Origin of the sequence: Pseudonocardia bannensis (assembly GCF_012911875.1) — a bacterium.
GTDB lineage: Bacteria > Actinomycetota > Actinomycetes > Mycobacteriales > Pseudonocardiaceae > Pseudonocardia > Pseudonocardia bannensis.
In genome coordinates, this window is the sequence record NZ_JAAXKZ010000069.1 from 1 (window position 1) to 23,537 (window position 23,537).

Genomic DNA, 23,537 nt, shown 5'->3' on the forward strand with positions numbered 1-23,537 from the left:
GCGCGGCCCCGGGTGGGGTCCGGAGCACGGCAAGGTTCCCACTCGCGTCCGCCGACACGAGCAGCTCCCCCATCAGCCGGGCCAGGCGGGTGGTGCCGCCCTCGGGCGGGTGGGTCAGGCCGAAGCCGAACCCGACGTGCCCGAGGGCGCGGCGCTCGATGTCGAAGGTGTCCGGGTCGTCCCAGTGCCGGGGGTCCCGGTTCGCCGCACCGAGGAACAGCAGCACCTTTTCGCCCTCGGGGATCGTGACGCCGCCGAACGGCACCTCGCGGGTGGTGGTGCGGAAGAAGGTCTGCACGGGCGCCTCGAAGCGCAGCACCTCCTCGAAGGCGGCGCGCGCCCGGTCCGGGCCGGCGCGCAGCGCGTCGAACTGCTCGGGGTGGGTGGCGAGGCAGAACAGCGCGTTGCCCAGGCCGTGCACCGTCGTGTCGACACCCGCGGACAGGAACGAGCGGACGAGCATCGCGGCCTCGGCCGGGGTGAAGCCCTCCTGGGCGGCGCGCTCGTGCAGCTGTGCCCCCATGCCGCCCGGGGCGAGGTTCTCGGCCGCGCAGTGCTGCATGATCCAGTCGCGGATCGGCCCGGCGTCGGCGATCGCGGTCTCGAACAGCTCGTTGCGGGGGCCGAAGGTGTCGAACACCATGTTCCCGTAGACGAGCAGCTTCTCCCGGCCCTCGGTGGGTAGCCCGACGGCATCGGAGAAGACCTCGAGCGGATAGACCCGGGCCAGATCGGCCATGCCGTCGATCGCGCCCCCGTGGGCCAGCTTCTCGACCAGCGCGTCGGCGGCCGCGGTGAAGGCCCCGGTCAGGCGCCGGATCGCCGCGGCCGAGAGCACGCCGTTCACCACGCGGCGGGCCCGGGTGTGCTCCGGCGGGTCGGCCTCGAGCAGCAGGCTCGGCGGGCGCCACGGCGGCTCCTTGCGGAAGTCGGCCATCCCGACCCCGGCGGCGGAGCAGAACGCCTCCGGGTCCAGCAGCGCGCTGCGGACCTGGGCGTGCCGGGCGCTGGCCCAGATTCCGTAGCGCTCCAGCCGGACGACCGGTCCGGCGTCGCGCAGTGCGGCGTGGGCCGGATACGGGTCGTCGAGGAACTCGCGGGAGAAGGGGTCCAGGTCGCCGGCCGGGACCGGCTGCGTTGCCGTCACGGGTGCTCCTTCCACGGTGGGTCCGTCGCGCCAGCATGCGGCCCGCCCACCCCTGTGGTCGCCGTCGCTTCCGTTGTCCGGAAGCCCGGTGCGGTGCCCGGCGGTGCTCAGCGATGCCCGAGGGCGCGGGAGATGCCGCGAGCTGCGGCGCGCACCACCGGGATGTAGGCGAGTGGGCTGGCCCCGGCGGCGGGCACGACCACCGAGAGGGCCGCGACGACCTCGCCGCCGGTGTCGCGCACCGGTGCGGCCACCGACATCGCGACCGTCTCGATCTGGCCGTCGCTGATCGCCACCCCGGTGCGGCGGACGTCGGCCAGCGTCCGACGCAGCACGTCCGGGTCGCAGATCGTCTTCTCCGAGTAGCGGCGCAACGGCGCGGAGAGCACCTTCTCCTGCAACTCGGTGTCGGCGTGCGCGAGCAGCACCAGGCCCACCCCGGTGGCGTGCAGCGGCAACCGCATGCCCACCCGGGTGATCACGTTGACCGCTGCCCGGCCCGAGAGCCGCTCGACGTACACCACCTCGGTGCCGTCGAGCACCGCGAGCTGCACGTTCTCCCGGGTCACCTCGTAGAGGTCCTCCAGGAACGGCATCGCGGTCTCGCGCAGGCCCAGGCTGCGGGGAGCGAGCGCCCCGACCTCCCACAGCCGCAGCCCGATCCGGTAGTGGCCGTCGTCGGCCCGCTCGAGCGCGCCCCACGCGGCCAGCTCGCCGACCAGCCGGTGGGTGGTGGTCAGCGGCAGCCCGGAGCGCCGGCTGATCTCGGTGAGGGTCAGCCGGGGGCGCTCCACGCTGAAGGCCGCGAGCACGTCGAGGACACGGGCGGTCACCGAGGACCGTGCTCCCGATGTGTCCGTCGGGTTCGTCGGCCTCGCCCTCATGCAGCCAGTCTTCCGGAGAGCGGAAGTGCCGTCGAGTTGTGACCCTTCAGTAGGTAACCCTCGGTGCATGCGAACCCAGGTCGGCATCGTCGGGGCCGGGCCCGCCGGGCTGCTGCTGTCCCACCTGCTCGCCCGTGCCGGCATCGACTCCGTCGTACTCGAGGCCCGCAGCCGGACCTACGTGGAACGGCGGATCCGTGCGGGCGTCCTCGAGCACCCGACCGTGGAGCTGCTCCGCGAGGTCGGCGTCGGCGCCCGGATGGACGCCGAGGGCCTTCCGCACGAGGGCATCTCGCTGCGATTCGACGGCATGGACCACCGCATCGACTTCGCCGACCTGGTCGGCAAGGGGATCGTCGTCTACGGCCAGCAGGAGGTCGTGAAGGACCTCATCGCGGCCCGGCTCGACGACGGCGCGACGATCGAGTTCGGGGTCTCCGGGGTGCACCTGAACGGCGTCGAGGGCAGCACGCCGTCGATCACCTACACCGACGCCGCCGGGGTCGCGCGGGAACTGCGCTGCGACGTGATCGCGGGCTGCGACGGCTTCCACGGGGTGAGCCGCCACGCGTTCCCCGCCGGCGCGCTGACCGCGTTCGACCGCGAGTACCCGTTCGGCTGGCTCGGGGTCCTGGCCAAGGCCGCGCCCACGCACGCCGAACTGGTGTACTCGGCCAACGAGCGCGGGTTCGCCCTGTACTCGATGCGCAGCCCCGAGGTGACCCGGCTCTACCTGCAGGTCCCGTCGGACACCAACGCCGCCACCTGGTCCGACGCCGCGATCTGGGACGAACTCAACCTGCGGCTCGCCGCCGAGGGCTTCACCCTCAACGAGGGCCCGTTCCTCGAGCGGCCCTCGGTGACGGGCATGCGCAGCGTCGTGTTCGAGCCGATGCGGCACGGCCGGTTGTTCCTCGCCGGCGACGCCGCCCACATCGTCCCGCCCACCGGCGCCAAGGGCATGAACCTCGCCATCGCCGACGTCCAGGTGCTGGCCGACGCGCTCACCGGGTTCTTCGCCACCGGCTCGGAGACCGGGCTCGACGAGTACTCCGCCACCTGCCTGCGCCGGGTCTGGCGGGCGGAGCACTTCTCCTGGTGGATGACGTCGATGCTGCACCGCTTCGGCGAGGGCGACGCCGCGGGCGACCCCTTCGGGCGCCGGCTGCAGCTGTCGCAGCTGCGCTACACGGTGTCGTCGCGCGCCGCGTCGACCAGCCTGGCCGAGAACTACGTCGGACTTCCCTACGGAGCTTGCTGATGACCTTGCCCCACCCCGTCGCCGGTTACCGGCCCGCGCCGGACGGTGCCCACCCGCCGCTGGACTTCCCCGAGTACCGCAGCACCGGTCTGCGCGCGCCGGCGCAGGCGCCGATCGTCGTGCGCCACCGGCTGACCGAGGTCACCGGCCCGCTGCTGGCCGGCGAGCGGCTCGGCCCGTCGGACCACGACCTGACCACCCAGCACGCGGGCGAGCCCCTCGGCCAGCGGATCGTGGTGTTCGGGCGGGTGCTCGACTCCGACGGCCGCGCCGTGCCCGACACCCTCGTCGAGATCTGGCAGGCCAACGCGGCGGGCCGCTACGCGCACGCCCGGGACAACTGGCCCGCCCCGCTCGACCCCAACTTCACCGGCGGCGGCCGGGTGGTCACGGACGCGACGGGCAACTACTCGTTCACCACGATCAAGCCGGGTGCCTACCCGTGGGGCAACCACCACAACGCCTGGCGCCCCGCCCACATCCACTTCTCGCTGTTCGGCCGCGCGTTCACCCAGCGCCTGGTCACCCAGATGTACTTCCCGGACGACCCGTTGTTCGCCCAGGACCCGATCTTCAACTCGGTGCCGGACCCGAAGGCCCGGCAGCGGATGGTCGCCGCCTTCGACCTCGAGGCCACCCGCCCCGAGTGGGCGCTGGCCTTCCGTTTCGACATCGTGCTGCGCGGGCGCGAGCAGACCCCCTTCGAGGAGCCCCATGAGTGAGTCCGCCGGCCGGCTCGGCCTGACCCCGTCCCAGACCGTCGGGCCGTTCCTGTCGATCGGCCTGGACTGGGCCGACGGCCCGGACGTGGTCCCGGCGGGCACGCCCGGCGAGATCCGCATCGGCGGGGTGCTCTACGACGGCGCCGGGGAGCCGGTCACCGACGGTCTGATCGAGACCTGGCAGGCGGACCCGGACGGGCACTTCGACCACCCCGAGGACCCACGGGGCGCGGCCGCCTCGTCGCTGCCCGGTTTTCGCGGGTTCGGCCGGGCCGCGACCGACGGCGAGGGCCGGTGGGAGATCCGGACGGTCAAGCCGGGCGCGCTGCCCGGCGAGGCCCCGCACATCGATGTCTCGGTGTTCGCCCGCGGGTTGCTCGACCGGGTCGTCACCCGGATCTACTTCCCGGACGAGGCGGCCAACGTCACCGACCCGCTGCTGGCCGAGGTGCCGGCCGACCGCGCCGCGACGCTCGTGGCCCGGCCGGACGGTCCGGGGAGGCTACGGTTCGACATCCGGCTGCAGGGCGACGGCGAGACGGTCTTCCTGGCCGTCTGAGGCGTGATCGGGGGTGCGCGATGGGCTATCGCGTACTCGCCGATGCCGCCATGCTGGCGCACTTCGCGTTCCTGGCTCATCTCACGCTGGGCGGGTTCCTGGGGTGGTGGCGGCCGTGGCTGTTGCTGGCGCACGCCCCGGTGCTGCTCTGGGGCCTGCTCAGCGTCACCGTCGGCCTGGAGTGCCCGCTGACGGTCGTGGAGGACCGGGCGCGCCTGCGGGCCGGCGAACGCGGGCTCGGCGGCGACGGTTTCATCGGGACCTACCTGACCGGTGTGATCTACCCGGAGCGGTACCTGGGGCTGGTCCGCGCGCTGGTCGTGGTCGTCGTCGTGGTGTCCTGGGTGGGCGCGATCGTGCGCACGCGGCGATGCCGGGGTAGGCCGCCGGTCCGGCGGCGGTCGGCGGCAGCCCGAACTTCAGCTCCCCGCCGAAGTACAGCTCGACGATCGCCACCGGTGGCACCCGGCCGTGGCGGTGCAGGGTGAGCGTGGTGCGCAGGAAACCCGGCTCGAAGATCGAGATGCTGGGGGCCGCGCCGAGCTGGGCGCTGCGGGCGAACATGTACTCGGTGTCGGCGAAGCTGTTCTGGTACGGCTCGGCCGCCGCGCTCTCGGGGACGGCCCCGTCGCTGGTCAGGCCCACGTTGACCGACCCGGGATCGACCAGGCTGAGCCCGCCCGTCCGGCGCCGGGCCAGCTCCTCGACGTGCGCCCACCGCCGCTGTACCGCGATCCCGCGCGCGCCGGCCGCCATCGTCGGGTAGAGCAGTGCATCGGGATGGCGATCCAGCACGGGTTTCCACGCCGCGAGATGTGGCTCGACCGCGGGCCCGCCGTCGTGCCGTTCACCGCCACCTCGATGATCACCGGGTCGGTACGGACCGCCATCGCGACAGCACGGCGCGTGATCCGGGCAACGTCGAGAACCGGATGCGGAACCGGGCCTCACAGCGTTCACACAGCTACCGGCGAGCGCGCGCCCACGAACGGATGCGATAAATGATCCGTACACGGGTGATCGACGAGAGGGGTCCTGATGACGGGCGGGGCAGCGGCGATGGGGACGTCGGCCGCAGCGCTGCACGCGGACCTGATCGAGCTGGTCGCCCGGCTGCGCCGGCGCCACCCGGTGGCCGCCCAGCTCGCCCGCTACGCGATGGTCGGTGGCCTGGGCACGGGCGTGACGGCGCTGATGTTCCTGGTGTTCCGCAACTGGTTCGACGCGGTCCCCGCCAACGTGCTCGCGCTCATGGTGAGCACCGCGGTCAGCACCGAGGCCAACCGCCGGTTCACCTTCTCCGGCGTGGCCGCGCACCGCTGGCGGTCGTACGTGCAGGACTTCGGCACGGTGCTGTTCTACGCGTGCTACAGCTCCCTGGTGCTGATCGTGCTCGACTACCTCGCCCCCACCGCGAACGAGGTGCAGGAGGCGCTCGTCGTCGCGGCGGCGAGCGTGCTCGGTGGCCTGATGCGGTTCCTGGTGCTGCGCCACTGGGTGTTCCAGACGCGGCCGGCCGGAGCCGGCCAGTAGCGTCCCCGGGGTGTTCCCCGGCTTCGAGCGGTTCGACCTCGACCCCGACGACGCGACGGGCGGGGCGCGCATCCACGGCGTGCGCGGCGGCAGCGGGCCACCGGTGCTGCTGCTGCACGGCTTCCCGCAGACCCACACGATGTGGCACCGCATCGCCCCGGAACTCGCGCGCGACCACACCGTCGTCGCCGCGGACCTGCGCGGCTACGGCGACTCGTCACGCCCGGAGTCGGGGCCCGGCCACGCGGGCTACAGCTTCCGGGCGATGGCCGCCGACCAGGTTGCGGTGATGGCGGCGCTGGGCTTCGACCGGTTCGCGGTCGTCGGCCACGATCGCGGGGCCCGGGTGACGCACCGGATGGCGCTGGACCATCCCGGCGCGGTCGAGCGCCTCGCCCTGCTCGACATCCTGCCGACCCGCCACGTCTACGGCCACGTCGACCGCAGGCTCGCCACCGCGTACTACCACTGGTTCTTCTTCATCCAGCCCGCCGACCTGCCCGAGCGGCTCATCGCCGGGGACCCGATCGGCTACCTGCACAGCCTGCTGGGCGGGTGGGGCAGCGGACTGGACGCCCACGACCCGGCGGCGCTCGCGGAGTACGAGCGCTGCTTCGCCGACCCGCAGGCCCGGCACGCGATGCTGGAGGACTACCGGGCCGGCGCGTCGATCGATCTCGACCACGACGCGGCGGGGGAGCGGATCGCGGCGCCGGTGCTCGTGCTGTGGGGCGCGGACAGTGTGGTCGGTACCGGGCCCGACGACCCCCTCGTGGTGTGGCGCGAGCAGGCCGTGCGGCCCGGCCTCGTGCGCGGCCGGGCGCTCGACGGGGCCGGGCACTTCCTCGTCGAGGAGCGGCACGCCGAGACCCTCGCCGCGCTCACCGCGTTCCTGGCCGAGAGCCGCTGACGGACGGCGCGCCGCCCGGGCGCACCGTCCGGTTCGCCCCCGGGGTCCGCGCGGCCGGGCCCGCCCGCGGTCAGCTCGCGGCGCCGGTGTCGTGCACCTGACCGCCCCACAGGTCGCACAGCGCGGCGCGGCGCTCGGTGCGGTCGAGGCCGCGCAGGTCGACCGCGCCGCGCTCGGTGACGACGACGTCCACGTCGTGCGACGCCGTGGTCACCGGCCGGGACAGCCGGGTCACCAGGGTCGGCCGGTCGCGGTGCGCGCTCGCCACGGCCACGACGCTCAGCCCGCCGGGGGACCGGACGCCGGCGGCGGCGAAGTCGGGATGCCCGCCGATCATCCCGGCCGCGGCCCGGCCGACACCCTCCACGTTGACCTGCCCGTCCAGGTCGATCTCCAGCGCGGTGTTCAGGGCGATCAGCGGCGGGAGGTCCGCGGCCGAGAGCCGGCCGATGTCGTGGGTGACCTCGACCGGGTGCAGCAGCGGGCGGCCGTCGGCCCAGTCGTAGAGCCGCCGGGTACCGACCAGGTACGCGGCCACCGGATCGCCGAGCAGCAGGCCACGTTCGTCGAGGTCGACGACCGCCTCGGGCAGCAGCCCGGAGTCGACCCGCACCGGCACTCGGATCGCGCCCAGCAGAGCCGCGCCCAGCCGGCCCGGGCCGACCTGCACCCGGGCGCCTTCGGGCACCAGCGCCGCCACATGCCGGGCGATCTGCTCGTCCACCGGCGTCGGGGGCGGGGTCGGCAGCTCGCGTGGGCGGCCCGCGTCGCCGGCCACCTCACCGAGCACGGTGATGCGGTCGGCCGGCAGCGGCGGCCCGGCTTCGGCCCGGGGTGCGGAGCGTGACACCACCGCGGCCACCGGGACACCGCCGGTGATCAGCCCGCGCACCCAGGACGCCTCCGCCCCCAGCCGCAACCCCTCCGGGCCGCGGACGACGGTCGCGAGCAGCAGGTCCGGGCGCAGCGGCCCGGCGAGCAGGGACGGCACCGCGGAGAGCCGGCACGGCACGGTGCGCACGGCGCCGCCGTCGACGGCCGCCCGCAGGCCCGGACCGCCCAGGACGGCACGGGCCTCGGCGAAGGGTGCCGGATCGAGCCCCGGTTCGGCGACCGGCATCCAGCCGAGCAGCAGCCGCAGATCGCCGTGCCGGGCGGCGGCGCGGAGCAGCGGCGGGTACAGGGCCCGGGGCGAACCGCAGCCGTCGGCGACGGCGACACGCATCCCGGGCCGGACGAGGCCGGCGAGCTCGACGGTGGACACGTCCGGATTCGATCACAGTTCGCCGACGGGCGGGCATCACGAACGCGATCTAGATTCCGTTCATGACAGCGACGCAGTCCACGGCCGAGGCGTTCGAGCGCGAGCCCGTCGAGGTCACCGAGCGGATCACCGCCGACGGCTCGTCGCGATGGCCCGTGGAGGCGGGCCGCTACCGATTGATCGTCGCCCGGGCCTGCCCGTGGGCCAACCGGACCGTGATCGTCCGACGGCTGCTGGGGCTCGAACCGGTGCTGTCGATGGGCATCGCCGGCCCGCTGCACGACGAGCGCAGCTGGCGGTTCCATCTCGATCCGGACAACCGGGATCCGGTCCTGGGCATCGAGTTCCTGGGCGAGGCCTACCGCGCGGCCGACCCGGACTACGACGCGGGGATCACGGTCCCCGCGATGGTGGAGATCGCCTCCGGCCGGGTCGTCACCAACGACTACGCGCAGCTGACGCTGGACTTCTCCAGCCAATGGGCGGCGTTCCACCGCGACGGTGCCCCCGACCTCTACCCGCAGGCGCATCGCGCGGAGATCGACGAGATCAACGAGCAGGTGTTCCGCGACGTGAACAACGGCGTGTACAAGGCCGGGTTCGCGAAGGGACAGTCGGCCTACGAGCGGGCCTACACCGAGCTGTTCGACCGGCTCGACGCGCTGTCGGACCGACTGGCCACCCGCCGCTACCTGGTCGGCGACACGATCACCGAGGCCGACATCCGGCTCTGGGTCACCCTCGTCCGGTTCGACGCCGCCTACCACGGACACTTCAAGTGCAACCGGCACAAGCTCAGCGAGATGCCGGTCCTGTGGGCCTACGCCCGCGATCTGTTCCAGACTGCCGGGTTCGGCGACACCATCGACTTCGAGCAGATCAAGCAGCACTACTACGGGGTGCACGCGGAGATCAACCCCACCGGCATCGTGCCCGCCGGCCCGGACCTGACGAACTGGCTGAGCCCGCACGGTCGCGAGGAGCTGGGCGGGCGCCCGTTCGGCGACGGCACCCCGCCCGGCCCACCGCCGGTGGGGGAGGCGGTCCCGCCCGTCGGGTGAGCCCGCCCCCGGGGGGCGGAGCGAGGGCCCGGATCCGGCCCGGGACAATGGGGCCGATGCCGACCCGACAGCAGCGTCGTCCCCGGTCCGTCGTGCCTCTGCTCGCCGGCCTCGTCGCCGGTGCGCTCGTGAGCAGCGTCGGCGTCGCGATCGGGGCCGTCCCGACGGCCGTCCGGCCGACCGCCGCGGCCTCCCAGCCGGCCGCGCAGCCCGCCGCGGTCTCGCCGGCCGCCACTCCGGAACCGGCCCCGCCGGGTGATCGCGTCCCGGCCTGTACGGCGAAGGTCGCCGCGATGACCCCGCGCGACCGGCTGGCCCAGCGCCTGATGGTGGGCGTCGACGCGGCGAACCCGCGGGCCGCCGCCGAGACGGTGCGCAGCAGCCAGGTCGGCGGGGTGTTCCTCGGGGGGAACGGGACCGCCCTGCTGCGGAACTCACAGCTCACCCGGCTGCAGGCGATGGCCCGGGTGCCGGTGGCCGTCGCCGTCGACGACGAGGGCGGCCGGGTGCAGCGCATCGACGACCTCGACGGCTCGCTGCCCAGCGCCCGCACGATGGCGAGGACGATGACGGTCGAGCAGGTCCGTGAGGCCGGCCGCAAGCGCGGGTCCCAGCTGCTCGCCCGCGGCGTCACGTGGAACTTCGCGCCCACCGTCGACGTCAGCGACCAGGCGGCGAACTCCGTGATCGGGGACCGGTCGTTCTCCGACGACCCGGACGTCGTCACCCGCTACGCCGCGGCGTGGGCGCAGGGCCAGCGCGAGGCGGGCGTGTTCGGCGTGCTCAAGCACTTCCCGGGCCACGGGCACGCCGACGGCGACTCGCACCGGGGCCGCGTCACCACACCGCCGCTGGCCCGGCTCAAGGCCGACGACCTGCGGCCCTACGCCGACCTGCTCGGGCCCGCGGGGGCGCTGCGGGCCGGAGGTGCCGGGGTCATGGTCGGGCACCTCGACACCCCCGGTCTCACCGACGGGCTGCCCGGCTCGCTCACCCCGGCGGTCTACCAGCTGCTCCGCGGCGAGTACGGCTTCGACGGCCTCGTGGTGACCGACGACCTCGGCGCGATGAAGGCGATCACCGGCCAGTTCACGCTGCCCCAGGCGACGGTCCGCGCTCTGCAGGCCGGCGCGGACATGGCGCTGTCGTCCAACGTCACCCCCGTGGCGCCGACGCTCGACGCGCTGGAGCGGGCCCTGGCCGACGGCCGCATCTCGACCGCGGACAACGACCGTGCCGTCGCCCGGATCCTCACCGCCAAGGGCCTCTGCAGCCCCGCCTGACGGGGCGGGTGAGGATCACATGTCTGAGGTTCACATGTCCATGCCGCCGTTGACCGAGATGACGCTGCCGGTGATGTAGCCGGCGTCGTCGTCGACGAGGAACTGCACCGCTCGGGCGATCTCGCCGGCCTGCCCGAGCCGCCCCACCGGTACCTTGGCGACGATCTTGTCCAGGACCTCCTGCGGTACCGCGGCCACCATCTCGGTCTCGATGTAACCGGGGGCGACGCAGTTGACGGTGATGCCCTTGCGGGCGACCTCGCGCGCCATGCTCTGCGTCATGCCGAACAGCCCCGACTTGGATGCGGCGTAGTTGACCTGGCCGACGTTGCCCATCTGCCCGATCACCGAGCTGATGTTGACGATCCGGCCGAAGCCGTGCTCGAGCATGTGGTCGAGCACGGCCTTGGACATGTAGAACGAGCCGGACAGGTTGACCCGCAGCACCGCGTGCCAGTCGTCGATGGTCATCTTGCGCATGGTCTTGTCGACCGTGATCCCGGCGTTGTTGATCAGGTAGTCGATCCGGCCGCGCTGGGCGAGCACCTCCTCGACGACACGCGTGCAGTCCGCGGGCTCGCCCACGTTGCCCTGATGCACCGACACCGATGCACCCTCGGCGCCGAGCTTGCCCGCGAGTTCCTCCGCGGCCTTCGAGTTGCTGCTGTACCCGGCGGCGACATGCACCCCTGATCGCGCCAGAGCGGTGGTGATCGCCGCGCCGATGCCACGGGCGCCGCCCGTCACGATCGCCACCCGCTGGCCGCTGTTGCCGTCCGTCATGCCGGCTCCCGTCATCGTCGAAGGGCTTCGGTCCTTCTGTCCTGCTCGTCGAGCGTGCGTGCCATGCCCCGCTGCACGGCGTCGACCAGATAGGGCCGCAGCCGCGTTGCGGGGACGATCGTGTGCACGGACCCGACCTCCCGGGCCCGTTCGATGCTGTGCCGGCGGTCGAACTCATCGGCGACCTCGCCGAGCTTCCCCGAGCGCACCCCCGACCGGACCGTGGCGAGCTCCGCGCGCAGCCGGGCCGCGTCGGCCTCCGCGCCCGACTCGACCGCCTCGGCGATCCGGGCCTCGAGGTCGGCCACCCGGGGATCGGCGGCGGTGCGCTTGTTGACCTCGCCGGCGAAGACGACGGCCGCGGCGGGCGCGCCGCCGATGACCGAGGCGTAGGAGCCCTCGACCGCGGCGATCTCCATGTTGTCGTTGAGCGTCCCGGAGAACACCACGAACGCGCCGCCGTGATAGCGCGAGACCACGCAGAACACGATCGGCCCGTCGAAGTTGACCACCGCCCGGCCGATCTCGGCGCCGTACTCCAGCTGCAGGCCGCGCAGTGACTCCGGGGAGCCGTCGAAGCCCGACAGGTTGGCCAGCACCACCAGCGGCCGGTTCCCGCTCGCCGCGTTGATCGCCCGCGCGGTCTTCTTCGACGATCGCGGGAACAGCGTCCCGGCCGTCCACTGCGACGGCCCGTCCACCGGCAGGCGGCCCCGCCGCGGCAGCGGCCGGGACTCGATCCCGATCAGGCAGATCGGCTGCCCGCCCAGGTGCGCGTCGAACACCACGACGGACTCCGCGTCGTGCATGTCGACCCACCGCTCCAGCGGCGGGTGGTCGGCGTCGGCGACCCCGCGCAGCAGCGACCGGACGTCGAAGGGCTTCTTGCGTTCGGCGTTCGTCGTGGGCGAGAAGATCTCGCCCAGCGTCGTGAAGTCGGTGCCCGGTCCCGAGTGCGGCGAGTCGCTGACGTCCCGGTCGACCGGGTCGTAGGTCGGCGCGACCCGGGGGAACCGCTCCCCGGGCGCGGTGTAGCTGTGCTCGTAGTGCGCGAGCAGGACGTCGACGGCGCCGGACAGGTCGGGCGCCCAGTACTGCGCCTGCCCGTTCGGCCCCATGATCCGGTCGTAGCCACCGATGCCGAAGTTGTCCTCGGCCGACACCCCGCCGGAGTAGTCGAGCGACTGCTTGCCGGTGAGCACCATCGCCGAGTCCGGCGTCATCACGAGGATGCCCTTGGTGTGCATGAGCATCGTCGCCTCGGCGTTCCAGTACGGCTGGGCGCCGACGTTGATGCCGGTGACCACGACGTTGATCTCGCCGCCGTCCTGGGTGAACTCGATGATCCCGCGCAGCACCCGGGAGATCCAGTCCATGTTCTCGGTGCCCGAGTCCATCGCGATCTTCGCGCCGGCCGACACGGCGAACCACTCCACCGGCGCGTCGAACCGCCGCGCCAGCTCGATCGCCGCGAGGACCCGGCGGCACTCCGGCTCGGCGATCGCACCGAGTGCCTTGGTCGGGTCGCCGATCAGCGCGACCCGGGTCATGCCCTCCGGATAGCGCTCGGTCGCGGTGGTCACCACGCCGAGCACCAGGTTGGCCGTGTTCCCGCCCGGCGCGCGGTCCACCGGCACCGGGGCCCCGTTCTCGTCCAGGTCGTACTCGGTGAACGTGCCGGGCGCACCGCCCCGGTCGGGCGAGCGGGTCAGCATCGGCACGAGCTCGTAGGGGTACACCGCGCCGCGCCGGCGCGCCCGGATCACCTTCTGCGCGTAGGCGTCCAGCTCGCGCAGCGGGGCGACCGGCGGGTCGGTGACCCGTACGGTGAGCCCGGCGCCCGGGGGACGCGACATGCGCAGCATGAGCTCGTGGGGTTCGTCGTCGGGCCCCGCTCCGGCCAGCCGGAACTGCACCATGACCTGCTCCAGACCCAGCCCCTCGGACCGCGGGGCGAGCGCCCGGACCACCTCGTCGAGCTCGGACAGCGGCACGTCGACCACCGGCCACACGTAGAGCAGCACCCGGTTCCAGTCGAGCTTGGCGGCGCTGCGGTCGGCGGACCGGGTCGCGCGCAGGCTGTCCAGGCACGCGTCGAGGACGTGTTCGAGCTCCGGCAGCGCTCGGATGCGCCCGTCGTCGTCGCGTAGCGTGGTCAGGTCGCGGACGTCCGCCAGCGCGATGAGGCGCTGGTCGTCGGGGGTCTCGCGGCCCTGGGCCCGGAACAGGTGCACGTCGGTGGCCGCGGGCAGCGGGGTCAGGTCGAAGGCCGCCAGCCGCCACAGGCCCAGCCGCTCGGCCACCATCGGGTGCATGCCGCGCAGGGTCCGGTCCTCCTCGGGCATCCCGTCGGGGCCGGCCCGGAAGGTGAACCAGGTCGGGCCGCCGCTCTCGCCGTCGGGGCGGCGCACGGCGACGGCGACCCGGCCGACGGCATCGGGGATGGTGCCGAGCCGCTCCCGGATCCGTCCGGCGCGGGCGTCCGGGTCGGCTCCCGCGGAGTCGTCCGAGGTCACGTAGAGGTCGACCAGCGCGATGCGGTCGGCCGGGAGGGCCTCGACCATCTGGTGCAGGTCGGTGGCGACCGCGGACGGGCCCTCGGCGCCGTCCGGCGCGGTGGTGTCCACGCACGTGGCGAGCATCGTGTAGGCACGTCCCTCGTGGACGTAGTCCGCGGTGAGCAGCGGCCGGCCGTCGTGCTCGACGATCTCGGTGTGCTCCAGCGGCCGGATCCGGTAGTAGCGCCGGGTCATCACCTCGAGCATCACGGCGTGGTGCTGGTCGCCGAACACGCGCAGGATCGGCTCGCCCGCGGCCACGATCCTGCGGATCTGCTCGGCACGGACGTCCGGGTCGGTGTCCAGCCGGTCGAGCTCCTCGCGCACCCGGCGCTGCACGTCAGCGCGGTTCTGCTCGATCAGTGGGGCGTCGAAGCAGCGGTAGCGGACCTGCCGGGCGAGGTCGCCGATCACCGGGTGCCGCAGCTGGGTGGCCGTCACCAGGTGGTCGAGCATCCGCCGGTAGCCCTCGCGGGCGTCGTCGGGCAGCGAGTCGGGGTGGCGCAACCGCCACTGCAGCAGGTCCGACACGACCGGGACGTGCGCGCCCGCCCGGCGGTGGGCCAGGAACATCCGGTAGAGCGCCGGGCCCAGCTCCGGGGAGGACTCCAGGTCGGCGACGCCGTAGTGGGCCAGCGCGCGCCGGAGCTTGATCAGGAACGACTCGGGCAGCCCCTCCGTCTCGGCGTCGCGGGACCGTAGGTAGGCGTACAGGTACTCCTGCGGGTTGCGGGTGGCCTCGGCGTCGACGGCGGACTCGTCGTACTCCAGGTCCCCGGAGACCCGGCGGTTGCGCGACAGCGCGCACAGGTCCGCGAAGATCTGCAGGACCGCGGTCTCACCGGCCAGCACACCCGGGTCGTCGTCGGGCAGCTCCGCACGCGCGGCCGCCAGCCCGGACAGCAGCGGGCGTGCCTCCCGCTCGTCGATGTCGAAGCCCAGCACGAGCGAGCGCAGCGCGGCCAGCGCGTCGGCCGCGGCCGCGGCGGGTTCGGGCCGGGCCGCGGCGGGGGCGACGAGCCCGCTCAGGTCGGCCCGGTCGCTGCCGGATCCGGCCGGGCCGTCCTCCGCCTCGGGGTCGGGCTCCAGCCGGACGAGTTTGGTGCCGCCCTCGACCTGGGTGTTCGCCGGGACGAGCACCTCGGCGACCCGGCCGGTGACCGGCGCGCGCAGCGCGGTCTCGAGCTTCATGCTCTCCACGACGGCGACGACGTCGCCCTCCTCGACCTGGTCCCCGGCCTTGACCGGGACGGCCACGACCATGGCCGGCGCCGGGGCGCGGACCAGGCCGGCCTCGCCGCCGGAGATCCGGTGCACGGCGCCGTCCACCTCGACGAGGTAGTCCGGGCCCTGCGCGACCGAGAGCACCGAGAAGGTCTGGCCGGAGACGGTGAGCCGGCGTTCGAAACGGCCGGCGCGCTCGACGTCGACGTCGACGGTCTGGGTCGACGTGCCGCTCCCGGGCGCCCCGTCGAGCTCCACCCGGTACCGGGCGGGCCGGGACCGGGCCACCCGCAGCCGGTACGCCTCGCCCGCGGCCCGGACGTCGACCTGGTGCCACGTCTCGTGCCCGACCTCGGGGCGGCCGCGCTCGGCGGAGGTGAACAACCGCCCCTGCTGGCGTTCGACGTGGGCGTCGTGCGCCTCCACCGCGGTCGCGAGCAGCGCGATGTCGAGCCGGCGCGGCGGGGCGTAGCCGTCGGCCATCATCGTGTCGAGCCAGGTGGTGTCGACCTCGCCGGTGCGGATCTCGGGCCGGTCCAGCAGGTCGAGCAGGAACGCCTTGTTGGTGGTGCCGCCGTCGATCACCGCGGCGGTCTGGCGCAGCGCCCGGGAGAGCCGGGCCCGCGCCTCGGGCCGGTCCCGGCCCCAGGCGATCACCTTCGCGATCATGGAGTCGTACTGGGGCGGGATGACGTCGCCCGCCGCCACCCCGGTGTCGACCCGGATGCCCGGGCCGCTGGGCAGGGCCAGGTGCTCGATGCGGCCGGGCGCCGGGGCGAACCCGCGCTCCGGGTCCTCGGCGGTGAGCCGGGCCTCGATCGCGTGCCCGTGGGCCGGGGGCGCCACGGGCGCGATGTCCGCGAGCCGGCCCCCGGCGGCGACGTGCAACTGCAGCTTGACGATGTCGACACCGGTGGTCGCCTCGGTGACCGGGTGCTCGACCTGCAGCCGCGTGTTGACCTCGAGGAACGACAGCAGCCGCTCCTTGGGCTCGTAGAGGAACTCCACGGTGCCGGCGTTGAGGTAACCGGCCGCGCGGGCCAGCTCGGCCGCGCTGCGGCGCAGCAGCTCCTCCTGCTCGGCGTCGAGCGCGCTCGACGCCGACTCCTCGAGCACCTTCTGGTTGCGCCGCTGGACGCTGCAGTCGCGGACGCCCAGCGTCCACACGTCACCGGTGGCGTCGGCGACCACCTGCACCTCGACGTGCCGGCCGCCGCGGATCGCGCGCTCGAGGAACACCGTCGCGTCCCCGGCCGTCTTCGACGCCTCCGAGCTCGCCCGCTCGAAGGCCTCGTCGAGCTCGTCGGCGGTCGTCACCAGCCGGATGCCGCGTCCGCCGCCGCCCGCGGTGGCCTTGATCATCAGCGGGTAGCCGATCTCCTCGGCATGCCGGCGGGCGTCGTCGAGGTCGGCGACGGGGCCGCCGCTCCACGCCGCCAGCGGGACACCGACCTCCTCGGCCAGCCGCTTGGACTCGATCTTGTCGCCGAGGCGGCGCATGACCTCCGCCGAGGGGCCGACGAACGTGATCCCGAGCCGCTCGCACAGCTCGGCGAACTCGGCCTTCTCCGAGACGAACCCCCAGCCCGGCCACACCGCGTCGGCGCGGGCCGCCCGCAGCGCGCGCTCCAGCTCGGCGTAGTCGAGGTAGGGGTTGGAGCCGAAGCCCTCCTCGTCGTCCGGGCCGATCAGCACCGCCTCGTCGGCCTCCCGGACGAACATCGCCCGGCGGTCGACGGCCGTGAACACGGCGATGGTGCTCAAGCGTGGGCGACCCTCTGCGTTCCACTCCCGCACGGCGTTGATCAGCCGCATCGCGGGCTCGCCCCGGTTCACGATCGCGAGTCGCTGGAACGCGGGCTCGGTCGCTTCGCTCATACAGTGCTCATTCCCTCTTGCTCGTCGGCCCATTCGTGCTGGTCACTCGCCGAAGGCGACTCGCACGTCGTCGGAGGTCGTCCCGGCCACCCGTGATGCTGCTACGGATTCGCCGTCAGCGGCACCTGATCCCTGCCACACGACCTCGTCGGCCACGATCGCCGGATCGATCCGCAGCACTGCATAGCCCCCCACGGCGCCGGCCCCGAACCCGGGGGCGAACACGCGCATCGGCCGGTCGATCACACCGTCGCGCACCGCGTCGTGCATGGCGATGGGGATGCTCGCCGCGGACACGTTGCCCATCGTCTCGATGTTGAAGTAGAGCTGGTCCGCCGACAGTCCGGCCTTGCCGGCCAGCCCGAGGATCATCGTCTTGTTGGCCTGGTGCGGAACGATCAGCTCGATGCCCTCCAGCAGCGACCGGTCGGGCTGCTGCGGATCGTCCTGGGCGCCGAGCTCGTCGATCATCTGGCCGAGGTAGCGCTGCACCAGGGCCTTGACCTCCGGGCCGTAGACCGTGATGTCGTTGTCGAACTCGGGGTTCGGCCAGATGATCGAGTTGACTTCGCTCCACGGCCCGCTCGCGTAGGTCTGCACCACGTCGACGTCGCCGCTCGCGCCCGGTCCGCCCGGCGCGACCACGAGCGCCGCGGCGCCGTCGCCGAAGATCATCCGAGAGGTGCGCACACTGCCGATCTTGTCCGAGAACTTCTCCACGCAGACCAGCAGCACCGGCCGGTCCACCTCCTGCAGCAGCCGCACCGCCTCGGCCAGCCCGTAGGGCAGCCCCGCGCAGGCCGCGACCAGGTCCACCGAGGCGTGGGTCTGCAGCAGGCCCAGCTCCCCGGACAACCACGTGGACACCGAGGGGATCAACCGGTTGCTGGTGCACGTGCTGACCAGCACCGCGCCGATCTCCTCGGGCCGGCGACCGGCGTGGGCGAGCGCCGCCCGGGCCGCGTCGAGGGCCAGGTGCTCCAGCTCGCGGCTGGTGTAGCGGCGCTGGTCGATACCGGTCTTGGCGCTGATCTCGTCGGCGCTCATCGGTGACCAGGAGAAGCTGGAGTTTCGGATGACGTCGGTGTTGTCGCAGACGTGCTCGCCCCGGATGATCGCGAGCGCCTCCAGAACCGGCTGGATCGCGAACGCCTCCCGGACGCGCACCGGCGGGTACGGCCGAACGGGCGCGCTCGCCTCGATCGGCCCGCGGGCCGCCGGGACGGGCGAGGGCGTGGTGTCCCTCGCCCGGACGCTCTTGACCCGGTTGATGAACGCGGCGACGTCGCGGTTGCGCGGATGGAACACGATCACGAAATCGTCGTCGCCGATCGCGGAGGGCGGGCGCAGCTCGGTGCGCGACCGGTCCCACGGGTACTGGTTGTGCAGCACCATCGCCCAGCGCATCAGAGCTTCGAGCTCGGGCACCTTCTCGTCGGCGTCCAGGATCTCGTCGGCACGGAAGACCGGGTAGTCCGGGTCGTGATCGGGCAGCACGAAGGTGAGCGCCTCGGGATCGGCCAGGAACTCCGCGACCGTCGGTTTGATCGGCGGCAGCTCGGTGGCGTGGTGGAGCTTGTGCCGGAACAGGTCGAACAGCAGGCCGAAGACCTTGTCCTCGGTCGCGGCGTCGAAGGTGGCCGGCAACCGGTGGTAGGCGTCGGCCACCGCGGCCACCTTGCGCTCGCCCTCCTTCCAGGGGACCAGGACCGGCAGGAAGACGTCCTCGCGGGAACGTGGCACGTCGCGCCAGCGGGTCGGCCTCTTGTCGAACATCGGGATCGAGAAGCGGTTGGCCCAGAACAGGTTCTGGCCGAGATCCCGCAACAGTTCGAAACGGCCGGGATAGGAACCGGACTCGGCACGGGCCAGGATGTCGGTACCGGTCGGCGCCTTCGCCTCGAAATCGCGCCCGATGACCGCGGTGAACTGTTCGAGCGTGTCGAGGACCGAGAAGTCCAGCTCACCGAGGAAGTTGGCCGGGAACACCAGGCGGCCGTGGCGGTTGATCACGAATGGCTTCATCTGCCGTCTCCGCATCGATCGGGTTCACGATCGACCCAAGACGATGTGACCTGCATCGCACAACCGGCCGTGCGGGGGACAGGGCCGCCGCGCTCGGATCCCTCCTATAGCCCAGCGCCACGACGGCCTGGGGGCACGGACGAGCGGCCGGTCCACGACGAGCCCGGATGCCTGCTGCACGCGCTGCACCGGGCGCCGTCGGGGGCGTTCGTGTTCGTGGGGAAGTGGAGTTCGGCGCAGGCGATGTGGAGCGTGGGGCGCTGTAGACGGCATGATCACCGCGTGCGGCAGACGGTGACGCGGGACGGGCTGGTCTTCGACGTCCGGGAGGCGGGCCCGCCCGACGGCGACCCGGTGCTGCTGTTGCACGGGTTCCCGCAGCGCGCCGACTCCTGGGACGCGGTCGTGCCCGCCCTCACCGAGCGGGGGTACCGGACGCTCGCCATGGACCAGCGCGGGTACTCCCCGGGCGCCCGCCCCCGCGGGCGCCGGGCCTACCGGATGGCGGAGTTGGTCGCCGACACCGCGGCGGTCATCGACAGCCTGGGCGGCGGCCGGGTGCACCTGGTCGGGCACGACTGGGGTGCCGCGGTCGCCTGGCAGGTGGCCATCGAGCACCCCGAGCGGATCCGCTCGCTGACCGCGCTCTCGGTACCGCCGCCCGAGGCGTTCCTGCGCGCGATGGTGACCAGCCGGCAGGCCCTGGCCTCCTGGTACATGGCCTTCTTCCAGCTGCCCTGGGTGCCCGAGCGGCTGCTCGGGCCCCGGCCCGGGCAGGCCCGGTCCGACCGGTTCGTCCGCGTGCTGCGGGCCGGCGGGCAGGGTGCCGCCGCGGCCGAACGGGACGCGACGGCCATGGCCGCCCCGGGGGCGCTGACCGGCGGGCTGAACTGGTACCGCGCGATCCCGCTGTCCCTGGCCGGGCGCGACACCCGCCCCGTGACCCGCCCGACGCTGTTCGTGTGGAGCGACGGTGACATCGCCATCACCCGGGCCGGCGTCGCGCGGGCGGCCCGGTACGTCACCGGCCCGTACCGCCAGGTCGAGCTGCCGGGCGTCAGCCACTGGATCCCCGACGAGGTGCCCGGCGAGCTCGCCGCGCTGCTGCTGGAGCACCTGGCCGCTCACCCGGGCTGACGAGACGCTCCCGCCGGGTTCCTAGGGTACGAAGCCCGGGCCCTCGATCACCGGGTGCGCGGTGAGGAAGTCCTCGTCGACCTCGACCCCCAACCCCGGGCCGTCCAGCGGGCGCACGGTGCCCTCGGCCGGGTCCACCCGGAACGCCTCCGAGGTGAGCTTCTCCCGGAACAGGTTGTCGGGGGAGACGTCGGCCTCGAAGTAGCCGCCGTTGTCGACCGAGGCGAGCAGGTGGATCGTCGCCGCCATGTTCAGCCCGGTGGCCGAGGTGTGCGGGTGGACCGGCAGCTTCCACGCCGAGGCGAGCGCGGCGATCCGGGCGACCTCGGTGATTCCGCCCGACTTGGAGAGGTCGGGTTGCAGCACGGTGATCCAGCCGTCCTCGATGAGGCGGTGGAAGTCGAAGCGGGTGTAGTGGTTCTCCCCGGCGGCCAGCGGAACGCCCAGGAACCCGGCCGCGGCGGCGTAGCGGCGGTGGTCGTGCGGCGGGAACGGTTCCTCCAGCCAGCCGACGCCGTGCTCGCGCAGCGCGGGCGCCACGCGGCGGACGTCGTCGAGGCCGTAGGCGGTGTTGGCGTCGGTGAGCACCGTCAGGTCGGGGAACGCATCGCGCACCGCGGCCACCCGCGCCATGTCCGGTCCGGGGCCCTCGCCGATCCGCAGCTTCACCGCCCGGTAGCCCTCGGCGCGCAGTGCCGCGACCATCTCGACCAGCGTGGCCGGCTCGGCGAAGCCGAGCGACACCCCGCCCGCGTAGGCCGGCACCGGCCGCGCCGACCCGCCGAGCAGCTTGTACACCGGCCAGCCCGTGGCCTTGCCGCGTAGGTCCCACAGCGCCATGTCGATGCCCGACAGCCCGATCGAGGCGGCGGCGCCCAACCCGTGGCTGGCCAGTTGTGCGGTGTAGACCCGCTGCCAGACGCCGACGGTGTCGGTCGCGTCCGCGCCGACCACGAGCGGCGCCAGCGTTGAGTTGATCAAGTGCGCGACGGTGCCCGGGGATCGGCCGTGATGCGCCTCGCCCCAGCCGGCCAGACCGTCCTCGGTGGTCACCTTGACGACCACCGCGTCGCGCTTGATCGCCTTGCCGATGCCGAGCCGGACGGCCGCGCGGTCGGAGGTCGGGAACGAGGTCGGGTAGGCCCGGACGTCGACGATGCGCATGAGCCGATCCTTGGCCACTCCGGGTCACGACACGCGGCGATCTCGTGTTCGATATCGAGACACGTGTGATCTGTCTCACTGCAGCACGCTGGTTGTCCGCTCCGACCGGTCCGGCTCGGGGTCTCGCGTCCCGCCCGCACGAGGAAAGTCAGGGAGGAATTCGGAATGAAATTCAACCTGTTCATGCTGCCGACCATCCCGGCGACGTTCGAGGAACGGGAACGACTCCGCCCGATCGGCCGGAACAAGGAGAGGTACCAGCAGATGCTCGAGGAGGTGCGGACCCTGGCGGTGATGGCCGACGAGGCGGGCTTCGACGCGCTGTCCACCACCGAGCACCACTTCCACTCGGAGGGTTTCGAGGCCTCCGTCGCGCCGCTGCTGATCTATGCGGACCTCGCCGCGCGCACCAAACGGATCAAGTTCGCGCCGATGGCGCTGGTGCTGCCGTCCTGGGACCCGCTCCGGCTGGCCGAGGAGATGGCCGTGCTGGACCACCTGACGCAGGGCCGGCTGTACTCCGGGTTCGCCCGCGGCTACCAGGACCGCTGGACCAATGTGCTCGGCCAGCACTACCACGTGACCGGGGCCCCCATGGACGGCTCCGCGGTGGACAACCACAACCGGGCGGTCTTCGAGGAGGTCCACAAGATCGTCAAGATGGCGTGGACACAGGAGACGATCGAGTACAACAGCGAGTACTACTCGGTGCCGCAGCCCTACGAGGAGGGCATCACGCGCTGGCCGGCGCACGAGTGGACGCGCAAGTACGGCGCGCCGGGTGAGGTCGACGAGAACGGCGTCGTCCGCCGGATCTCGGTGATCCCGGCCCCCTACCAGGATCCGTATCCGCCGTCGTTCCAGCCGTTCTCGGTGAGCGCGAAGACGATCGAGTACACCGCGACGCAGGGCATCACGCCCTTCATCCTCACCTCCTACCCGCCCGATTTCGTGCGGCTCTGTGAGACCTATCAGAAGGTCGCGGCGGAGAACGGCCGCCAGCTCGGGCTGGGCCAGGGCGTGGGGGCGTTCCGGTCGGTGCACTTCGGCGACTCCGAACAGGAAGCCGTCGATCTGATGACGCGCACCAACTACGAGGGGTTCCGGATCTACTTCTCCGGATTCGGCTTCTGGGAGGCGTTCCGCACCCCGGAGGACGACGCGAAGTACCCGCGCGACCCGGACAACTACGTCGCGCTGCCGCCGGAGGAATGGACGGTCGAGCGGTTCCGCAAGGTCAAGTACGGCATCGCGGGCACCGTCGACCAGGTACTCCGTGACATCGAGGACGTGGCGACGATCCACCAGTCCGCCGGCGGCGAGTTGGAGTGGTTCAGCTGGTTCTTCGACCAGGGCTTCATGTCCTTCGACGAGTCGCGCCGGCAGATGGAGATCTTCGCCGAGAAGATCATCCCGAGGTTCACCTGACGGCCCGGCAGCGCTCCGGCCACCGGCGTCCGCGTCCCACTGTGGGACGCGGCGCCGGGACGGCCGGCACCTAGGGTCGCGGCATGGCCCGCGTTCCGTACGTCGATCCCGAGTCCGCCCCGCCCGCCACCGCATCGGCGCTGCGCAAGATGCCCAGGCTGAACGTGTTCGGCCTGCTCGCCCAGGCCGAGTCGGCGTTCGTCCCCTGGCTGCGCTTCGGCGGCGTCGTGCTCTCCGACCTGGAGATCGACCCGCTGCTGCGTGAGCTCGTGATCCTGCAGGTCGGCCGGCTGGCCGCCCGCTACGAGTGGGACCAGCACGTGCCGATCGCCGTCGCCGCCGGCGCGACCGACGAGCAGATCGCCGCGCTCGACCGCGGGGAGACCGACGCCGCCTGCTTCACCGCCGCGCAGCGCGCCGCCCTGGCGTTCGTCGCGGACATGGTGCGCGACGGCGAGGTGCCCGACAAGACGTTCGCCGCCCTCGCCGCGGAGCTCGACGACCGGCGGATCGTCGAGGTCGCGCTCACTGCCGGGCACTATCTCGGCCTGGCCAGGATCATGACGGCGCTGCGCATCGACCCGGACGAGGCCGCCGGCCCCGGGGCGCTCCCCTCCGCCCGGACCTGATCGCCCGGGCCGCCGGTGCGGCGGGCCGGGCCGGCTGTTCGGCCCGGCCCGCTCGCAGAGCGTCGCCCACCAGGCTCGCGCCGGCGG

Annotated in this window: 18 protein-coding genes and 1 pseudogene; 11 read left to right on the plus strand and 8 right to left on the minus strand. The window is 73.0% G+C overall.

Going from position 1 to position 23,537, the window contains the following annotated elements:
- Together HF519_RS32955 and HF519_RS18095 are read right to left on the minus strand one after the other, a co-directional pair.
- On the minus strand, window positions 1-1,147 hold a 1,147-nt coding region (locus HF519_RS32955), incomplete at its 3' end, for a cytochrome P450 (RefSeq protein WP_169414149.1).
- Window positions 1,148-1,254: 107 nt separating this feature from the next.
- Window positions 1,255-2,031 carry an IclR family transcriptional regulator gene (locus HF519_RS18095; RefSeq protein ID WP_169414150.1) on the minus strand — a complete coding sequence of 259 codons (777 nt, stop codon included), beginning with the start codon at window positions 2,029-2,031 and terminating at the stop codon, window positions 1,255-1,257.
- Window positions 2,032-2,098: 67 nt separating this feature from the next.
- Here HF519_RS18095 and HF519_RS18100 point away from each other — a divergent pair, with 67 nt between their 5' ends.
- The 4 genes from HF519_RS18100 to HF519_RS31530 are packed head-to-tail and all read left to right on the plus strand — an operon-like array spanning window position 2,099 to window position 5,061.
- Window positions 2,099-3,292, plus strand: a complete 1,194-nt coding sequence (locus tag HF519_RS18100) for a 4-hydroxybenzoate 3-monooxygenase (RefSeq protein ID WP_169414151.1) — start codon at window positions 2,099-2,101, stop codon at window positions 3,290-3,292.
- The gene (pcaH, locus tag HF519_RS18105; protein ID WP_169414152.1) at window positions 3,292-4,014 is read left to right on the plus strand and encodes a protocatechuate 3,4-dioxygenase subunit beta; all 723 of its coding nucleotides are present in this window, start codon (window positions 3,292-3,294) and stop codon (window positions 4,012-4,014) included. The genes HF519_RS18100 and pcaH overlap by 1 nt, the downstream gene beginning before the upstream one ends.
- Complete coding sequence (gene pcaG / locus HF519_RS18110; RefSeq protein WP_169414153.1) at window positions 4,007-4,573, plus strand: protocatechuate 3,4-dioxygenase subunit alpha; 567 nt, start codon at window positions 4,007-4,009, stop codon at window positions 4,571-4,573. Before pcaH ends, pcaG begins: the two co-directional genes overlap by 8 nt.
- 20 nt (window positions 4,574-4,593) lie before the next feature.
- Complete coding sequence (locus HF519_RS31530) at window positions 4,594-5,061, plus strand: DUF2784 family protein (RefSeq protein ID WP_169414154.1); 468 nt, start codon at window positions 4,594-4,596, stop codon at window positions 5,059-5,061.
- Here the strand turns inward: HF519_RS31530 and HF519_RS31535 are convergent.
- Window positions 5,030-5,329 (minus strand): annotated as a pseudogene (locus tag HF519_RS31535) (3-keto-5-aminohexanoate cleavage protein); the annotation flags it as partial. The gene HF519_RS31530 and the pseudogene HF519_RS31535 sit on opposite strands and share 32 nt — an antisense overlap.
- Window positions 5,330-5,611: 282 nt before the next feature.
- Between HF519_RS31535 and HF519_RS18125 the strand changes: the two are divergent.
- Complete coding sequence (locus HF519_RS18125; protein ID WP_169414155.1) at window positions 5,612-6,106, plus strand: GtrA family protein; 495 nt, start codon at window positions 5,612-5,614, stop codon at window positions 6,104-6,106.
- Between the two features lie 10 nt (window positions 6,107-6,116).
- Window positions 6,117-7,016 (plus strand): alpha/beta fold hydrolase, encoded by a 900-nt coding sequence (locus HF519_RS18130; RefSeq protein WP_169414156.1) that lies wholly within the window; start codon window positions 6,117-6,119, stop codon window positions 7,014-7,016.
- A 70-nt stretch (window positions 7,017-7,086) separates the two neighbouring features.
- Here the strand turns inward: HF519_RS18130 and HF519_RS18135 are convergent, their stop codons facing one another.
- Window positions 7,087-8,280, minus strand: a complete 1,194-nt coding sequence (locus HF519_RS18135) for an acetyl-CoA hydrolase/transferase C-terminal domain-containing protein (protein ID WP_312860182.1) — start codon at window positions 8,278-8,280, stop codon at window positions 7,087-7,089.
- Window positions 8,281-8,342: 62 nt separating this feature from the next.
- Between HF519_RS18135 and HF519_RS18140 the strand changes: the two genes are divergently transcribed.
- Both HF519_RS18140 and HF519_RS18145 read left to right on the plus strand, forming a co-directional pair.
- Window positions 8,343-9,341: a glutathione S-transferase family protein gene (locus HF519_RS18140; RefSeq protein ID WP_169414157.1), complete on the plus strand. Its 999-nt coding sequence runs from the start codon at window positions 8,343-8,345 to the stop codon at window positions 9,339-9,341.
- 56 nt (window positions 9,342-9,397) lie between these two features.
- On the plus strand, window positions 9,398-10,624 hold the full coding sequence (locus tag HF519_RS18145; RefSeq protein ID WP_246244401.1) for a glycoside hydrolase family 3 N-terminal domain-containing protein: 1,227 nt from the start codon (window positions 9,398-9,400) through the stop codon (window positions 10,622-10,624).
- A 30-nt stretch (window positions 10,625-10,654) separates the two neighbouring features.
- Here HF519_RS18145 and HF519_RS18150 read toward each other — a convergent pair whose 3' ends face one another.
- Genes HF519_RS18150 through HF519_RS18160 form a run of 3 tightly spaced genes read right to left on the minus strand, consistent with a single transcriptional unit; the run spans window position 10,655 to window position 19,092 of the window.
- On the minus strand, window positions 10,655-11,407 hold the full coding sequence (locus tag HF519_RS18150) for a beta-ketoacyl-ACP reductase (RefSeq protein ID WP_246244405.1): 753 nt from the start codon (window positions 11,405-11,407) through the stop codon (window positions 10,655-10,657).
- A gap of 11 nt (window positions 11,408-11,418) precedes the next feature.
- Complete coding sequence (locus HF519_RS18155; RefSeq protein WP_169414160.1) at window positions 11,419-17,067, minus strand: ATP-binding protein; 5,649 nt, start codon at window positions 17,065-17,067, stop codon at window positions 11,419-11,421.
- Window positions 17,068-17,109: 42 nt separating this feature from the next.
- A complete protein-coding gene (locus HF519_RS18160; RefSeq protein ID WP_169414161.1) occupies window positions 17,110-19,092 on the minus strand; it encodes a 3-oxoacyl-ACP synthase III family protein in 1,983 nt (660 codons plus the stop codon).
- Between the two features lie 282 nt (window positions 19,093-19,374).
- On the opposite strand from HF519_RS18160, the gene HF519_RS18165 reads away from it, so the two are divergent.
- Window positions 19,375-20,229: an alpha/beta fold hydrolase gene (locus HF519_RS18165; RefSeq protein ID WP_312860183.1), complete on the plus strand. Its 855-nt coding sequence runs from the start codon at window positions 19,375-19,377 to the stop codon at window positions 20,227-20,229.
- 21 nt (window positions 20,230-20,250) lie between these two features.
- On the opposite strand, the gene HF519_RS18170 is transcribed toward HF519_RS18165, so the two are convergent.
- The gene (locus HF519_RS18170; RefSeq protein ID WP_169414162.1) at window positions 20,251-21,393 is read right to left on the minus strand and encodes a mandelate racemase/muconate lactonizing enzyme family protein; all 1,143 of its coding nucleotides are present in this window, start codon (window positions 21,391-21,393) and stop codon (window positions 20,251-20,253) included.
- Window positions 21,394-21,558: 165 nt separating this feature from the next.
- Here HF519_RS18170 and HF519_RS18175 point away from each other — a divergent pair, with 165 nt between their 5' ends.
- Together HF519_RS18175 and HF519_RS18180 are read left to right on the plus strand one after the other, a co-directional pair.
- Window positions 21,559-22,821 (plus strand): LLM class flavin-dependent oxidoreductase, encoded by a 1,263-nt coding sequence (locus HF519_RS18175; RefSeq protein ID WP_169414163.1) that lies wholly within the window; start codon window positions 21,559-21,561, stop codon window positions 22,819-22,821.
- Window positions 22,822-22,904: 83 nt separating this feature from the next.
- Entirely contained in the window at window positions 22,905-23,450 is a 546-nt protein-coding gene (locus HF519_RS18180; protein WP_169414164.1) for a carboxymuconolactone decarboxylase family protein, read from the plus strand.
- Window positions 23,451-23,537 lie beyond the last annotated feature (87 nt).

Excerpts from the sequence above, each read along its gene's own strand:
- HF519_RS18150 (WP_246244405.1), bottom strand. The coding sequence starts at position 11,407 with ATGACGGACGGCAACAGCGGCCAGCGGGTGGCGATCGTGACGGGCGGC.
- HF519_RS18170 (WP_169414162.1), bottom strand. The coding sequence starts at position 21,393 with ATGCGCATCGTCGACGTCCGGGCCTACCCGACCTCGTTCCCGACCTCC.
- pcaH (WP_169414152.1), top strand. The coding sequence starts at position 3,292 with ATGACCTTGCCCCACCCCGTCGCCGGTTACCGGCCCGCGCCGGACGGT.
- HF519_RS18125 (WP_169414155.1), top strand. The coding sequence starts at position 5,612 with ATGACGGGCGGGGCAGCGGCGATGGGGACGTCGGCCGCAGCGCTGCAC.
- HF519_RS18180 (WP_169414164.1), top strand. The coding sequence starts at position 22,905 with ATGGCCCGCGTTCCGTACGTCGATCCCGAGTCCGCCCCGCCCGCCACC.
- HF519_RS18155 (WP_169414160.1), bottom strand. The coding sequence starts at position 17,067 with ATGAGCGAAGCGACCGAGCCCGCGTTCCAGCGACTCGCGATCGTGAAC.
- HF519_RS18100 (WP_169414151.1), top strand. The coding sequence starts at position 2,099 with ATGCGAACCCAGGTCGGCATCGTCGGGGCCGGGCCCGCCGGGCTGCTG.
- HF519_RS31530 (WP_169414154.1), top strand. The coding sequence starts at position 4,594 with ATGGGCTATCGCGTACTCGCCGATGCCGCCATGCTGGCGCACTTCGCG.
- HF519_RS18175 (WP_169414163.1), top strand. The coding sequence starts at position 21,559 with ATGAAATTCAACCTGTTCATGCTGCCGACCATCCCGGCGACGTTCGAG.
- pcaG (WP_169414153.1), top strand. The coding sequence starts at position 4,007 with ATGAGTGAGTCCGCCGGCCGGCTCGGCCTGACCCCGTCCCAGACCGTC.
- HF519_RS18160 (WP_169414161.1), bottom strand. The coding sequence starts at position 19,092 with ATGAAGCCATTCGTGATCAACCGCCACGGCCGCCTGGTGTTCCCGGCC.
- HF519_RS18095 (WP_169414150.1), bottom strand. The coding sequence starts at position 2,031 with ATGAGGGCGAGGCCGACGAACCCGACGGACACATCGGGAGCACGGTCC.
- HF519_RS18145 (WP_246244401.1), top strand. The coding sequence starts at position 9,398 with ATGCCGACCCGACAGCAGCGTCGTCCCCGGTCCGTCGTGCCTCTGCTC.
- HF519_RS18140 (WP_169414157.1), top strand. The coding sequence starts at position 8,343 with ATGACAGCGACGCAGTCCACGGCCGAGGCGTTCGAGCGCGAGCCCGTC.